The organism is Pseudomonas nitroreducens NBRC 12694 (assembly GCF_002091755.1).
Taxonomy (GTDB): Bacteria; Pseudomonadota; Gammaproteobacteria; order Pseudomonadales; family Pseudomonadaceae; genus Pseudomonas; species Pseudomonas nitroreducens.
Genome location: NZ_BDAI01000006.1, coordinates 1 through 13,684, shown reverse-complemented (window position 1 = coordinate 13,684; position 13,684 = coordinate 1). Strand labels below are relative to the sequence as shown.

The window sequence follows — 13,684 nt, the reverse complement described above, 5'->3', positions numbered from 1 at the left end:
GCCTGGCGCGGCGCAAGTTGCCGTGGCGAAGGGCTAAGGGACTGATCCGTCGAGGGAAAGGCAGGGAAACGCGGGAGGTGGGACCCCTAAAACTAGCGCTGTCCGAGGCCCTCGCCAAGGTATTTCGTCGTACGACGAAAAAAACTTCCTTAGGAAGGAAAAAGACTTTTTATCGTCATGTTTTTTCCTGTATTTGTTGAGACGTAGACCGCCGAACCCTGCAGACAGGTGGCGGCCCCGGCCCGGCCCGTCCTCTTCTTGCAGTTCTCTCGATTCCTGCCCTGATCCCAGGCTTCGAGAGCAGGTGGTTCGCAGCACGGCGGAGCGCTGTAGCGGCATTCCGTCGAACGCCCCCACAAGAGGTGACCCGCGTATGGATGACCACGGACGCTCCCGCCCCACCCAGCCCACCCTGTACGTCCTCGACACCAACGTCCTGATCCACGATCCCAACGCCTTGCTGAATTTCCAGGAGCACCACGTCGCCATCCCGATGACGGTGCTGGAGGAACTGGACAAGCTCAAGACCGGCAAACACACCGTGGCCGCGGAATGTCGCCAGGCGATCCGTCTGATCGACTCGGTACTGGGCGAAGCCTCGCCCGAGCAGGTAGAGGATGGCGTGCCCATCCAGCGCGGCAAGAGCGGCCCCTGCGGCAGCCTGTCGATCCTCATGAGCAAGCGCGCCGAGCCGATCACCTGGCTGCCCGAGCACCTGAACGACAACAAGATCATCAACCAGCTGGTGGAGCTGAAGAGTCGCCATAGCAGCAAGCGCGTGGTGCTGGTCACCAAGGACATCAACATGCGCCTGAAGGCGCGTGCCTGTGGGGTATTTGCCGAGGACTACCACACCGACCAGCTGGTCGATGACATCAACCTGCTGTCGCGTGGCTACCACTCGCTGAGCGGATCGTTCTGGGACCGCGTCAGCAAGGTGGAGACCCGCCAGGACCGCGGGCGCACCTGGCACCGCGTGCAACTCACCGACAACCTGCCGGCGGTCCACATCAACGAGTTCATCGTCGATGAGCAGGGGTTCGTCGGCTGGATCAAGGGGATCGACCAGGACGAGCTGACCATCCTCGACCTGCACCAGGAGCCGCTGCTGCACCAGGAAGCCTGGGGCCTGCGTCCGCGCGACGTGTACCAGTCGCTGGCGCTGTATGCGCTGCTGGACCCGGACATCCACCTGGTCAACCTGTCCGGCGCTGCGGGCTCGGGCAAGACCATCCTCGCGCTGGCCGCCGCCATCGAGCAGACCATGGTCACCAAACGCTACAAGCGCATCATCGCGACTCGCAGCGTGCAGGGCCTGGACGAGGACATCGGCTTCCTGCCCGGCACCGAGGCGGAGAAGATGGAGCCCTGGCTCGGCGCGATCACCGACAACCTCGAAGCCCTGCATTCGGACGACGAGTGCACCCACGGCAGCGTCGACTACATCCTCAGCAAGGTGCCGCTGCAGTTCAAATCGCTGAACTACATCCGCGGCCGCAGCTTCCAGCAGAGCCTGATCCTGATCGACGAGTGCCAGAACCTCACCCCGCACCAGATGAAGACCATCATCACCCGGGCGGGCAACGGTTCGAAGGTGATCTGCCTGGGCAACCTGGCGCAGATCGACACCCCCTACCTGTCGGCCACCAGCTCCGGCCTGACCTACCTGACCGAACGCTTCAAGGACTTCCCCCACGGCGTGCACGTGACCCTGCAAGGGGTGCCGCGCTCGGTGCTGGCGGAGTTCGCCGAAGCGCACATGTAGGCCACTTCCACCCACTCAGCAGGGCCCGCCATCTGGCGGGCCTCTTTATTCCTGCTTCCAGGTTGTTCGCGAGCACGCTCGCTCCCCAAGGTCCGGCGCGACATGCTCTTGTAGGAGCGAGCTTGCTCGCGAACCCTGGCGACGCCGGCGGTAGCCCGCGCATACCTCTTCTTGTATACAATCCTCCCCCCCAACGCGCCGCTCGCCGGTCTGCCGGCCCCGCGCGCCGGGGTTAAACTGTTCCCCTGATTCTCCGGAGAGTGCCCACCCGTGCTGACCCATCTCGATTCCCAGGGCCGCGCCAATATGGTCGATGTCACCGAAAAAGCCGTGACGTCCCGTGAAGCCGTGGCCGAAGCCCGGGTGCGCATGCTCCCGGCGACCCTGCAACTGATCCAGGACGGCGGCCACCCCAAGGGCGACGTGTTCGCCGTGGCGCGCATCGCCGGCATCCAGGCAGCCAAGAAGACCCATGAACTGATTCCGCTGTGCCACCCGCTGCTGCTCACCAGCGTCAAGGTCGAACTGGCCGCCGAGGGTGAAGACACGGTGCACATAGTCGCCCGCTGCAAGCTGGCCGGGCAGACCGGCGTGGAGATGGAAGCGCTGACCGCCGCCAGCGTCGCTGCGCTGACCATCTACGACATGTGCAAGGCCGTGGACCGCGGCATGACCATCGACAGCGTGCGGGTGCTGGAGAAGCTCGGCGGCAAGAGCGGCCATTACGTGGCGACAGACAGTTCCGCAGGAGACACCCCATGATCCGCGTGCAGTACTTCGCCCGTTACCGCGAAGCCCTCGGTCTCGATGGCGAGCAACTGAACTGGAGCGCTTCCCTGGCCAGCCTCGACGACCTGCGGCGCCTGCTGCTGGAGCGCGGCGGCGCCTGGGACGTGCTCGGCGAGCAGAACCTGATGTGCGCACGCAACCAGGAGCTGTGCTCCCTGGATGAGCCCCTCGCCGATGGCGACGAGGTGGCGTTCTTCCCCACCGTTACCGGAGGCTGAGCCCATGGCGATCCGCGTCCAGCCCGCGGCGTTCGATCCGGGCGCCGAACTCAATGCGATGCACGCCGCCAATGTCGGCGTGGGCGCGGTGGTCGGTTTCGTCGGCTACGTGCGCGACTTCAACGATGGGCGCGAAGTGGGCGGCATGTTCCTCGAGCACTACGCCGGCATGACCGAGAAGGCGCTGGAAAAGATCGAAGTGGAAGCCAACCAGCGCTGGCCGCTGTTGCGCCTGGAAATCCTCCACCGCATCGGCCGCCTGGAACCGGGCGAGCCCATCGTCTTCGTCGGCGCCGCCAGTGCCCACCGCCAGGCAGCGTTCGATGCCTGCAACTTCGTCATGGACTACCTCAAGACCCGCGCGCCGTTCTGGAAGAAGGAAGACACCAGCGACGGCCCGCGCTGGGTCGAGGGCCGTTGCAGTGATCAGGCCGCCGCCGAGCGCTGGAAGAGCTGATCCAGTCTCTACCGGTGACGGCTGGCGGATAACGCCGGAGGCGTTGTGCGCCCTAGGGTTTGTCCGGAAGCTACGACGGCGCTCCACGTAGGGCGGATAAAGCGGAACGCTTTATCCGCCGTCTCTGCTGAGCGGCGATGCCCCGCACGCGCCGGGGCAGTACCTCCGAGGAGGAATGGGCGGCAGGGGAGTACGGGCGCAGGCTGGCGCCAGCCTTTTTGCTCCGAATCGGAGAGCCCCCTTATGAGCCATCTCAGCACCCCGGAATTCCAGCCGCTGGAGATCGCTGTCCTCACCGTCAGCGATACCCGCAGCCTGCACAACGATACCTCCGGCCAGGCCCTGGTCACCTCCCTGCAGCGTGCCGGCCATGCCCTCGCCGAGCGTCGGCTGGTGATCGACGATATCTACCAGATTCGCGCTGTGGTCTCGGCCTGGATCGCCGATCCCAAAGTCCAGATCGGCCTGATCACCGGCGGCACCGGCTTCACCCTGCGTGACAACACCCCGCAGGCCGTGGCACCCCTGCTGGAGCGCACCGTGGACGGCTTCGGTGAACTGTTCCGGCAGATTTCCCGCGAGGAAATCGGCACTTCCACCATCCAGTCCCGCGCCATCGCCGGTATCACCAACGGCACGCTGATCTGCTGCCTGCCCGGCTCCACCGGCGCCTGCCTGACGGCCTGGGAAAAGATCCTCGTCCAGCAGTTGGACAGCCGCACCAAGCCCTGCAATTTCGTTCCTCATCTCAAGCGCCTGCCCGAGCGCCCGGTGCTGGCCTGCGGTACCCGCTCGTGAGCGGCTGCGGCTGTTCCGGCGCCGGCCTGCGCCCGGTGGACGAGGCCATCGCCGCGCTGATGGATTTCGCTCCCGTGGCGCCGCCGACCGTACACGTCGACCTGGAAAGCGCCCTGGGTCGCGTCCTCGCGCAGGACATCCGCTCGCCCATCGACCTGCCCCTGTGGGACAACAGCGCGATGGACGGCTACGCCCTGCGCAGCGACGACACGGGAGAAGCCGGCGCGCGGCTGAAGATCGCCGGCTACATCGCCGCGGGCGATGCCGCCGACGTTGCGCTGCAACCGGGCCAGGCCATGCGCATCTTCACCGGCGCGCCGCTACCACCGGGTGCCGACAGCGTGATCGCTCAGGAGTACTGCGAGGTCGAGGGCGAACGTTTGCTGGTTCCCCAGGTAGCCCTCGGCAGCCATGTGCGCCGGCGTGGTGAAGAGCTCCGCAGCGGTGAGGCCCTGCTCAGTGCCGGACAGAAACTGCGCGCCCAGGACATCGGCCTGCTGGCCAGCGTCGGGCTGGATCGCGTCGCGGTTTACCGGCCGTTGCGGGTCTGCCTGCTGAGCAGCGGCGACGAGCTGCGCGAGCCCGGCGAGCCGCTGGCGCAGGGGCAGATCTACAACGCCAACCGCTTCAGCATCGGCGCACTGCTGCGCGGTTGGGGCATCGAAGTGCATGACTACGGCGTGCTCGCCGACACCCTGGCGGCCAGCCGCGATGCGCTGAGCCTCGCTGCGTCCGAATGGGACGTGCTGATCACCAGCGGCGGTGTCTCCGTGGGGGACCGCGATTACCTCAAGCAGGCGATCCGCGAACTGGGCGAGCTGCACCTGTGGAAGTTGAAAATGCAGCCGGGCAAGCCACTGGCTTTTGGCAGTGTTTCGGGCAAACCGTGGATCGGTCTGCCGGGCAACCCTGCCGCGGCCCTGGTCACCGCCCTGGTCGTCGCGCGGCCGTTCCTCTGGCGCGCCCAGGGGCGTAGTGACGTGCAGACGCTGCCGGTGACGTTGCCGGCAGGCTTCGACTGGCCCGCCGCCAACTCGCGCCGCCAGTACCTGCGCGCGCGCTTGGAACTCGATGCCAGCGGCGTGGCGCGCATCTGCCTGCACCCGCAGCAAGGCTCGGCCATGCTGCGCGCGGCGAGCTGGGCCGATGGCCTGGCGGTGGTGGAGGCCGGGCGCACCCTGCACGCCGGCGAGCCGCTGCCGTTCCTGTCTTTCAGCGAACTCGGCGCCTGACGCCGTTCCCGGCTGCCGGCGGGGGCCGGCGGCCTCCGTAGTGCCAGGGGGAAACATGCAACTGGTCTGCCCGGCGGGAAGTCTGCCCGCCTTGAAATCGGCCCTGCGCGAAGGCGCCGACGCCATCTACGTCGGCTTTCGCGATGACACCAACGCCCGGCACTTCACCGGCCTCAACCTCGATGATCGCCAACTGCGCCAGGGCGTGGACCTGATCCACGACGCCGGCAAGCAGATGTACGTGGCGGTCAACACCTATCCCGGCGCGGCGGGCTGGGCCCGCTGGCAACGCGCCGTGGACCACGCCGCCGACCTGGGCGTGGATGCGCTGATCGCCGCCGACTGCGCGGTGCTCGGCTATGCCGCCAGGCGCCATCCGAACCTGGCGCTGCACCTTTCGGTGCAGGGCTCGGCCACCAATGTGGCGGCGCTGGCGTTCTACCACGAGCGCTACGGCATCCGCCGCGCCGTGCTGCCGCGCGTACTCTCGCTGGCGCAGGTGCGCCAGGTGGCGGCGAACAGCCCGGTGCCCATCGAAGTCTTCGCTTTCGGCAGCCTGTGCATCATGGCCGAGGGACGATGCCACCTGTCGTCCTATGTCACCGGCGAGTCGCCCAATCTCTGCGGCGTCTGTTCGCCGGCCAAGGCGGTGCGCTGGAGCGAGGAGCCCGAAGGCCTGACCTCGCGCCTCAACGACGTGCTGATCGACCGCTACGCGCCGGATGAGCCGGCCGGCTACCCGACGTTGTGCAAGGGCCGCTTCGTGGTCAACGGCGAGCGCTTCCACGCGCTGGAAGAACCCACCAGCCTGAACACCATCGACCTGATCCCGCAGTTGGCGGAGATCGGTGTGGCGGCGGTGAAGATCGAGGGCCGGCAGCGCAGCCCGGCCTATGTCGAGCAGGTCACCCGCGTCTGGCGCCAGGCGCTGGATGCGTGGCAACGCGCACCGGAGAACTACCGTGCGCTGACGCAGTGGCAGGATGCCCTGGACAAGCTTTCCGAAGGCCACCAGACGACCCTGGGCGCCTACCATCGCTCCTGGCAGTGAGGACATCGAGATGAAACTCAGCCTGGGCCCCGTGCTGTTCTACTGGGACCGCCGGACACTCCTGGATTTCTATGCGCAGATGGCGGAGCAGCCGCTGGACGCCATCACTATCGGCGAGACCGTCTGCTCCAAACGCCGGGCGCTGTCGCTGGACGACTGGCTCGGACTTGGGCGCGAGCTGCAGCAGCAGAGCGGGGCGCAGATTCTCATCGCGGGGCTGGCGCTGATCGAGGCGGCCTCGGAGCTGTCCGCGCTGCGCCGTCTGTGCGCCAACGGCGAGCTGCGGGTCGAGGCCAACGACATGGGCGCGGTGCAGATTCTCTCCGGCCTGGGTGTCGAGTTCGTCGGCGGGCCGGCGTTGAATGTCTACAACGGCCATACGCTGGCGGAGCTGCATGCCGCTGGCCTGCGCCGCTGGGTGCCGCCGGTGGAGTGCTCCGGCGAGCAGATCCACGCGGTGATCGAGCAGGCGCGCGAGCTGGGCATCAATGATGTGGAGACCGAGGTGTTCGCCTACGGCCATCTGCCGCTGGCGTACTCGGCGCGCTGCTTCACCGCGCGAGCGGAGAACCGGCCCAAGGACGATTGCCAGTTCTGTTGCCTGAACTACCCGGAAGGGATGTCGATGCTCAGCCAGGAGGGTTTCCCTTTGTTCACCCTCAACGGCATCCAGACCCTGTCCGGCGAGTCCAGCAACCTGCTGGCGGACTACGCCTCGCTGCGTGATTGCGGCGCCGACCTGCTGCGCCTGAGCCCGCGCGCGGAAGGCATGGTGGACGTCGTGCAGGCCTTCGACCGCGTGCGCAAGGGCGCCACGCCGCCGCTGGCGGTGGAGGGTTGCAACGGATACTGGCATGGCCGACCGGGCATGCTGCGCAGTGATGAGGTGAACCTGTGCTGACTCTGGAAACCGGTGCCCTGCGCGCCGCCGACCGACTCCTGCCGCTGGCCGCGCGCGTCCCGTCGGGATTGCAGCGCGCGGTGCTGCAGCGTGCCGCCAATCGCCTGTTCGCCGAGGCGCTGGCCGACGGTGCCTTCGATATCCTCGACGGCCACTGGCTGCGGCTGGAAGTGAGCGATCTCGGCCTGGCCTGGAGTTTCACCCACGACCGCAAGGGCCTGCGTTTCGCCGATGCCTGCGTGCCCAGCGTGACCATTCGCGGCAGCTGGCGTGACTTCCTGCTGCTGGCGGGCCGCCAGGAGGATCCGGACACGCTGTTCTTCCGCCGTCGCCTGGTGATCGAGGGCGATACCGAGCTGGGGCTGGCGGTGAAGAACCTGATCGACAGCCTCGATCCGGACAGCCTGCCGGCCTGGCTGTGGAGCGCCATGCGCCGCGCCAGCCGGGTGGTGCAGGAAAACGCCTGAGCTTCAGGCCCGGGTGCGCACGAGGAACTGCAGTTCCTCGTAGAGCATCTCGAAGTCCTGCACCGGCGCGTCCTGGCCGTAGCGTTTCTTCAGGCCGTACTCGGTCAGGGTGACCTCGTGCGCGGCCTTCACGCCATGGCGCGCCAGGCAGTTCCGCACGCAGTGCAGGTGACAGCCGTCCACGGCGATGATCGGCCGGCCGGAGCAGGCTGTCTTCACCAGTACCGGCACGTCGCCGCCTACGCCCGCGATACAGGACATCTCCGCCAGACCGTCACGGTCCAGGCGCAGGGCGAGGTCGTTGGCCAATTGCGCGAGATTGGAGCAGCCGGAGCAGGAGTACACGAGGGGCAGGTTCGGCGAGGGCGGCATGGGGACCTCCTGGGTAAGTCCCGCAGTGTCCTGCCGCCGTGGGCTGGCGCGACATGATCTGAATCAAGTCGGCGATTGGACTACTACCAGGGAGGTAGGGCGGATAAAGCGGAAGGCTCTATCCGCCGTCAGACCCGGAGGTGGATAACGCCGTTGGCGTTATGCGCCCGACAAATTGCGTTTGGCGTCGAGGTCAGACCAGATGGTTCTCCACCGCCCACACCGCTGCTTCCACCCGTGAGCGCATGCCCAGCTTGTGCAGCACGCGCTTCACGTGGACCTTCACGGTGCCTTCGGTGATGTCGAGTTTGCGCGCGATCATCTTGTTGCTGTAGCCGTGGGCGAGTTGGCGCAGGATCTGCCGCTCGCGATCGGTCAGCTCCTCGATGCCCTTGGGCCGGTCATCGCCGCGCAGGGCCTGGGCCAGTACCTGGGTCAACTGCGGGCTGATGGTGAGCTGGCCGGTGGCAGCCTGGCGGATGTGTTCCAGCAGGCGCTCGGGTTCCATGTCCTTGAGCAGGTAGCCGTCGGCGCCAGCGCGCAGCACGTTGATCACGTCGTTGCGGTCATCGGAGACGGTGAACACCACGATGCGCGCGTCCTCGCCGTTCTCGCGCAGGGCGCGCAGAGTGTCCAGGCCGGTCATGCCCTTCATGTTGAGGTCGAGCAGGATCATGTCCGGTTCCAGCTCCGCCGCCATGCGCAGCGCTTCCTCGCCGCTGCCGGCTTCGCCCACCACTTGCAGGTCGTCCTCGAACTCCAGCAACTGGATCACGCCCTTGCGCATCATCGGGTGGTCGTCGACAAGCAGGATGCGCGCGCGGTCATCGGTGGGGGTGGCCGTCATGGGTGGGTCTCCGGGTACTGCGACAGGGGTTTGTGGGTGAAGCGCACGCTGACGCGGGTGCCCTGCGGCTCGCGCGGGGCGATGCTGAAGCTGGCTTCCAGGGTCTGGCTGCGCTCACGCATGATGCTAAGCCCGTAGTGCCCGTTGCGGCTCTGCGCTGGGTCAAAGCCGACGCCGTCATCGTCCACGGTGATGCATACCTGCTCATCCGCATCTTCGCCCAGGGTCACCTTCGCGTGGCTGGCGCCGGCGTGGCGAACCACGTTTGACAGCGCCTCGCGGACGATCTGCAGGATGTGGATTTCCTCGTTGGGGTTGAGCGGGATGTGCGCCAGGCGGTTGTCCAGTTCGATGCCCAGGTTGCCGCGCTCGGCGAACTCTTCCACGGTCTTCACCAGCGCCGCTTCCAGGCTCGACTGCTCCAGGCTCAGGCGGAAGGTGGTGAGCAGTTCGCGCAGCTGGCGGTAGGCGCTGTTGAGGCCTTCGCGCAGTTCGTCGAGGGTTTCCTCGATCTTCTGTGGCGGCACGTCGCGCTTGAGCAGCGTGGCCAGGCGGCTGACCTGGATCTTCAGGTAGGACAGCGACTGCGCCAGCGAGTCGTGCAGCTCGCGGGCGATGGTGCCGCGCTCGGCGAACAGCGCCAGGCGGTTCTCCTGTTCCTGCTGCAGGGTCAGGGCGAAGGTGCGCGCGATGTTGTCGCAGAAGCCTTCGACGAACTGCCGCTGCCAGTCTTCCAACTGGCCGTTGGCGGTTTCGATGAACAACTCGCCGAAGCGATGTTCGCCGATGGATAGCGGCTGCATCAGCAGCGGATTGATGCCCTGGCTTGGCTCGCCGCAATGGTCGGCCTGGGCGCGGCAGTCGCCGCAGTTGCCCTGCAGGCAGAAGCTGCCGGTGATGCCGTCGGTGGTCAGCGAGGAATAGGCGCGCTCGACGCCGTCCTTGTTCAGGCACAGGGTCACCTTGCCGGCCTGCAGCACGCGCTCCAGCTGGTTCAGCAGCGGTTGCAGGGAGCGCTCGTCATACGGGTCCTGGCCCAGGCGGCGGGCGCTGTCGTAGAGCAGCTCCAGGCGCTGGTGGCTGTTGGTGAGGGCGCGGGTCTTCTCTTCCACACGTGCTTCCAGCTCGCGGTAGCTGGCCTGGAGTTCCTCGGCCATCTGGTTGAAGCGCTCGCCCAACTGGCTCAACTCGTCCTCGCCGCTGCTGCTGACCCGTGCATCGAGGTCGCCTTCGCCCAGGCGGCGGGCTGTCGTGGTGAGTTCGCGCAGCGGGCCGACCACGTGGTAGCTCAGGTCATAGAGGCTGATGAACACCACCAGCAGGCTGAGGAACAGGCACAGCCCCTGCACCGTGCTGAGCATCTGCGAGCGGTATTCGGCATTGCTCTGCAGGGTGCCGACGAAGCCGTCGATGTGGCTGACGAAGGTGTCGAGGGTCGCCAGCGCCGGCGCTTCGGAAAGGTCGAGGTTCTGCAGCTCCTTGCGCAGTTGCGCGTGCTGCTGGCGGATCGGCGCGTCGGCATCCGAGCGGCGCAGCAGGCGGGTGATCTCGTCGTTGTCCAGGCGTGCGGCGAGGGTTGCCTGCAGGGCCTGGCGATTGATCGGCGAGGGGTCCAGCGCCAGGCGGTAGGTGAGCATGCGCAGCGAACCGGCCTGGTTGATCACCGCCGCATCCTGGTGCGAATAGTCGGCGAACAGCAGTGCGCTGAACATACCGGCCAGGGCCAGGGATACCAGCAGGGTGAGGTAGCAGCCGAAGCGTACGACGATGGATTTGCGCAGGGAAGGGCGTCCGGCGGGCGGACTACCCACAAAGAATCGGTCGCTGGCGGAGGGCTCGGGTTGGGACGCCGTGTTCATATGAAATGCCTTTAAAAACAACAACTTATATGTTCTTTTCGGAGATACCCACTAAGGAGTAGCGGCGCGCATCTGCTCACGAATCGCCCTTTCGCTCATTGATGACGATCAAAAGAAGGACGCGAGTCCTTACCTAACGTGCGGGCAAAGGCTGTCAGGAAGTGAGCTTAGCCATGTTGTCCCACCGTCAGAAACAGTACTCCGTGCTCGGCATGAGCACACTGGCGTTCGCCGTGAACTTCGCGGTCTGGACGATGTTTTCGATCATCGGTATCCGCATCAAGGAAGAGCTGGGGCTGTCCGAAGCCCAGTTCGGCCTGATGGTCGCGTTGCCGATCCTTACCGGTTCGCTGGTGCGCTTGCCCCTGGGCTTGATCACCGACCGCTTCGGCGGTCGCCGCGTGTTCTTCATCCACATGCTGCTGGTGGCCATCCCGATCTACGGGCTGGCCTTCGCCACCCTCTACTGGCACTACCTGGTGCTGGGCCTGTTCGTCGGCCTGGCCGGCGGCTCCTTCGCCGTGGGCATCGCCTACACCTCCTCGTGGTTCGAGAAGGAACGCCAGGGCACCGCCATGGGCATCTTCGGTGCCGGCAACGCGGGCGCGGCGATCACCAACCTGGTGGCGCCGATGATCGTCGTCGCCTTCGGCTGGCGCATGGTTCCGCAGATCTACTCGGTGGCCATGCTGGTCACCGCGCTGCTGTTCTGGTTCTGCACCTGGACCGACCCGGCCCACACCAAGGGCGGCGACGCCGACCCGAGCCGCCCGCGGCCGACCCTGGCCAAGCAGCTGGCGCCGCTGGGCGAGCTGCGCGTCTGGCGCTTCGGCCTGTACTACTTCTTCGTCTTCGGCGGCTTCGTCGCCCTGGCCCTGTGGCTGCCCAAGTACTACATCGCCGAGTACGGCCTGGACCTGCGCACCGCCTCCTTCATTACCATGCTGTTCACCCTGCCGTCGGGCCTGATCCGCGCCCTGGGCGGCTGGTTCAGCGACCACTACGGCGCCCGTGCGGTGAACTGGGGAGTGTTCTGGATCTGCCTGGTCTGCCTGTTCTTCCTCTCCTACCCGCCGACCACCATGACCATCCACGGCATCAAGGGTGACGTCAGCCTCGGTATCGGCCTGAACGTCTGGCTGTTCACCTTCCTGGTGTTCGTCGTCGGCATCGCCCAGGGCTTCGGCAAGGCCAGCGTGTACCGGATCATCCACGACTACTACCCGCAGAACATGGGCACCGTCGGCGGCATGGTCGGGGTCATCGGCGGCCTCGGCGGCTTCTGTCTGCCGATCCTGTTCGGCTTCGCCGCCGACCGCATCGGCGTGCGCTCCTCCTGCTTCATGTTGCTGTTCGGCCTGACCGTGGTGTGCATGGTCTGGATGCACTACGCGATCAAGCAGCAACAGCGCCTCGACGGCCAGCCCCGCGCGGCCGATGTCGACGCCTCTCCCATTCCTTCCAGCCACTCCTGAGGTAATGCCGTCATGGGCATGATCGCCAAGCCCCAACTCAAAGCCGCCAGAGGCCCGCTGCTGGTCGACTGGCGCCCGGAGGACCCGGAGTTCTGGGCCCGTACCGGCAAGCGCATCGCCGCGCGCAACCTGTGGATCTCGATTCCCGCACTGCTGCTCGCCTTCGCCGTGTGGATGATCTGGAGCACCGTCACCGTGCGCCTGAACGCCGCCGGCTTCAGCTTCAGCAACGACCAGCTGTTCCTGCTCGCCGCGCTGCCGTCGATCTCCGGCGCCACGCTGCGCATTTTCTACTCCTTCATGGTGCCGATCTTCGGCGGCCGCCGCTGGACCGCGCTGTCCACCGCCTCGCTGCTGATCCCCTGCCTCTGGCTGGGCTTCGCCGTGCAGGACCCGACCACGCCGTACTGGGTGTTCGCGACCATCGCGCTGCTGTGCGGCTTCGGCGGCGGCAACTTCGCCTCCAGCATGTCCAACATCAGCTTCTTCTATCCGAAGAACCAGCAGGGCACCGCCCTGGGCCTGAACGCCGGCCTGGGCAATCTCGGTGTGTCGGTGATGCAGTTCGCCGTGCCGCTGGCCGTGGCCGGCGGGCTGTTCGGCGCCTTCGGTGGTGAGCCGGAGACACTTTCCGACGGCACCCGTCTGTGGCTGCAGAACGCTGGCTGGATCTGGGTGCCCTTCATCGCCGTGGTGTCCGTCGCTGCCTGGTTCGGCATGAACGACATCGCCGATGCCAAGGCCTCGTTCCGCGACCAGTCGGTGATCTTCAAGCGCAAGCACAACTGGCTGATGTGCTGGCTGTACGTGGCCACCTTCGGCTCGTTCATCGGCTTCTCCGCCGGCTTCGCCATGCTCAGCAAGACCCAGTTCCCGGACATCAACCCGCTGCAGTACGCCTTCCTCGGCCCGCTGGTGGGCGCCCTGAGCCGCCCGCTCGGTGGCTGGCTGGCGGACAAGTTCGGCGGCGCACGGATCACCCTGTGGAACTACGCGGCGATGATCGCCGGGGTGTTCGCGGTGATCAGCTTCCTGCCGGGTGCCAACGGTGCAGGCAGCTTCTTCGGCTTCCTCGGCTCCTTCATCGCGCTGTTCTTCTTCGCCGGCATCGGCAACGGCAGCACCTTCCGCATGATCCCGGTGATCTTCCGCAACGAGTGGGCCGCGCGCCTGAAGCAAGGCGGCTTTACCGAGGCCCAGGCCGCCAAGGGCGCGAGCATGGAATCGGCCGCGGTGATCGGTTTCTCCGCCGCCATCGGCGCCTTCGGCGGCTTCTTCATTCCCAAGGCGTTCGGCACTTCGCTGGCCATGACCGGCAGCGCCGAGGGCGCCCTCTACGTCTTCGTCGCCTACTACCTGACCTGCATCGTCGCCACCTGGTGGTGGTACGCGCGCAAGGGTGCCGAGAGTCCCTGTTGAGTTCAGCGGCGGATAACGCTGCGCGTTATGCGCC

At 66.5% G+C, this 13,684-nt stretch carries 14 protein-coding genes; 11 read left to right on the top strand and 3 right to left on the bottom strand.

Annotated features, from left to right (window positions below; genetic code table 11):
* Positions 1-373 precede the first annotated feature (373 nt).
* From PNI01S_RS17235 to ubiT, 9 genes are all read left to right on the top strand, one after another.
* Entirely contained in the window at positions 374-1,765 is a 1,392-nt protein-coding gene (locus PNI01S_RS17235) for a PhoH family protein (RefSeq protein WP_024765838.1), read from the top strand.
* A gap of 270 nt (positions 1,766-2,035) precedes the next feature.
* Positions 2,036-2,527 (top strand): cyclic pyranopterin monophosphate synthase MoaC, encoded by a 492-nt coding sequence (moaC, locus tag PNI01S_RS17230; RefSeq protein ID WP_024765837.1) that lies wholly within the window; start codon positions 2,036-2,038, stop codon positions 2,525-2,527.
* Complete coding sequence (locus tag PNI01S_RS17225) at positions 2,524-2,772, top strand: MoaD/ThiS family protein (RefSeq protein WP_024765836.1); 249 nt, start codon at positions 2,524-2,526, stop codon at positions 2,770-2,772. The genes moaC and PNI01S_RS17225 overlap by 4 nt, the downstream gene beginning before the upstream one ends.
* Before the next feature lie 4 nt (positions 2,773-2,776).
* On the top strand, positions 2,777-3,229 hold the full coding sequence (gene moaE, locus PNI01S_RS17220) for a molybdopterin synthase catalytic subunit MoaE (RefSeq protein WP_037015984.1): 453 nt from the start codon (positions 2,777-2,779) through the stop codon (positions 3,227-3,229).
* Positions 3,230-3,472: 243 nt separating this feature from the next.
* Complete coding sequence (gene moaB, locus PNI01S_RS17215; protein ID WP_084358686.1) at positions 3,473-4,027, top strand: molybdenum cofactor biosynthesis protein B; 555 nt, start codon at positions 3,473-3,475, stop codon at positions 4,025-4,027.
* Complete coding sequence (locus PNI01S_RS17210; protein ID WP_084358685.1) at positions 4,024-5,259, top strand: molybdopterin molybdotransferase MoeA; 1,236 nt, start codon at positions 4,024-4,026, stop codon at positions 5,257-5,259. The genes moaB and PNI01S_RS17210 overlap by 4 nt, the downstream gene beginning before the upstream one ends.
* 55 nt (positions 5,260-5,314) lie before the next feature.
* A complete protein-coding gene (gene ubiU, locus PNI01S_RS17205) occupies positions 5,315-6,310 on the top strand; it encodes a ubiquinone anaerobic biosynthesis protein UbiU (RefSeq protein ID WP_084358684.1) in 996 nt (331 codons plus the stop codon).
* Between the two features lie 10 nt (positions 6,311-6,320).
* Positions 6,321-7,211: a U32 family peptidase gene (locus tag PNI01S_RS17200; RefSeq protein ID WP_024765832.1), complete on the top strand. Its 891-nt coding sequence runs from the start codon at positions 6,321-6,323 to the stop codon at positions 7,209-7,211.
* The gene (ubiT, locus tag PNI01S_RS17195) at positions 7,205-7,678 is read left to right on the top strand and encodes a ubiquinone anaerobic biosynthesis accessory factor UbiT (RefSeq protein WP_084358683.1); all 474 of its coding nucleotides are present in this window, start codon (positions 7,205-7,207) and stop codon (positions 7,676-7,678) included. Before PNI01S_RS17200 ends, ubiT begins: the two co-directional genes overlap by 7 nt.
* Before the next feature lie 3 nt (positions 7,679-7,681).
* Here ubiT and PNI01S_RS17190 read toward each other — a convergent pair whose 3' ends face one another.
* The 3 genes from PNI01S_RS17190 to PNI01S_RS17180 all read right to left on the bottom strand — a co-directional run bounded on the left by PNI01S_RS17190 (position 7,682) and on the right by PNI01S_RS17180 (position 10,756).
* Positions 7,682-8,050, bottom strand: a complete 369-nt coding sequence (locus tag PNI01S_RS17190; protein WP_024765830.1) for a putative zinc-binding protein — start codon at positions 8,048-8,050, stop codon at positions 7,682-7,684.
* 193 nt (positions 8,051-8,243) lie between these two features.
* A complete protein-coding gene (gene narL, locus PNI01S_RS17185) occupies positions 8,244-8,897 on the bottom strand; it encodes a two-component system response regulator NarL (RefSeq protein WP_024765829.1) in 654 nt (217 codons plus the stop codon).
* On the bottom strand, positions 8,894-10,756 hold the full coding sequence (locus tag PNI01S_RS17180; protein WP_084358682.1) for a histidine kinase: 1,863 nt from the start codon (positions 10,754-10,756) through the stop codon (positions 8,894-8,896). Before PNI01S_RS17180 ends, narL begins: the two co-directional genes overlap by 4 nt.
* Positions 10,757-10,929: 173 nt before the next feature.
* On the opposite strand from PNI01S_RS17180, the gene PNI01S_RS17175 reads away from it, so the two are divergent.
* Together PNI01S_RS17175 and PNI01S_RS17170 are read left to right on the top strand one after the other, a co-directional pair.
* Positions 10,930-12,231 (top strand): nitrate/nitrite transporter, encoded by a 1,302-nt coding sequence (locus PNI01S_RS17175; protein WP_038803578.1) that lies wholly within the window; start codon positions 10,930-10,932, stop codon positions 12,229-12,231.
* Between the two features lie 12 nt (positions 12,232-12,243).
* Complete coding sequence (locus tag PNI01S_RS17170; RefSeq protein WP_084358681.1) at positions 12,244-13,650, top strand: NarK family nitrate/nitrite MFS transporter; 1,407 nt, start codon at positions 12,244-12,246, stop codon at positions 13,648-13,650.
* The last annotated feature ends 34 nt before the right edge of the window (positions 13,651-13,684 follow it).

Excerpts from the sequence above, each read along its gene's own strand:
- PNI01S_RS17235 (WP_024765838.1), top strand. The coding sequence starts at position 374 with ATGGATGACCACGGACGCTCCCGCCCCACCCAGCCCACCCTGTACGTC.
- PNI01S_RS17225 (WP_024765836.1), top strand. The coding sequence starts at position 2,524 with ATGATCCGCGTGCAGTACTTCGCCCGTTACCGCGAAGCCCTCGGTCTC.
- moaE (WP_037015984.1), top strand. The coding sequence starts at position 2,777 with ATGGCGATCCGCGTCCAGCCCGCGGCGTTCGATCCGGGCGCCGAACTC.
- moaB (WP_084358686.1), top strand. The coding sequence starts at position 3,473 with ATGAGCCATCTCAGCACCCCGGAATTCCAGCCGCTGGAGATCGCTGTC.
- ubiU (WP_084358684.1), top strand. The coding sequence starts at position 5,315 with ATGCAACTGGTCTGCCCGGCGGGAAGTCTGCCCGCCTTGAAATCGGCC.
- PNI01S_RS17200 (WP_024765832.1), top strand. The coding sequence starts at position 6,321 with ATGAAACTCAGCCTGGGCCCCGTGCTGTTCTACTGGGACCGCCGGACA.
- PNI01S_RS17190 (WP_024765830.1), bottom strand. The coding sequence starts at position 8,050 with ATGCCGCCCTCGCCGAACCTGCCCCTCGTGTACTCCTGCTCCGGCTGC.
- narL (WP_024765829.1), bottom strand. The coding sequence starts at position 8,897 with ATGACGGCCACCCCCACCGATGACCGCGCGCGCATCCTGCTTGTCGAC.
- PNI01S_RS17180 (WP_084358682.1), bottom strand. The coding sequence starts at position 10,756 with ATGAACACGGCGTCCCAACCCGAGCCCTCCGCCAGCGACCGATTCTTT.
- PNI01S_RS17175 (WP_038803578.1), top strand. The coding sequence starts at position 10,930 with ATGTTGTCCCACCGTCAGAAACAGTACTCCGTGCTCGGCATGAGCACA.
- PNI01S_RS17170 (WP_084358681.1), top strand. The coding sequence starts at position 12,244 with ATGGGCATGATCGCCAAGCCCCAACTCAAAGCCGCCAGAGGCCCGCTG.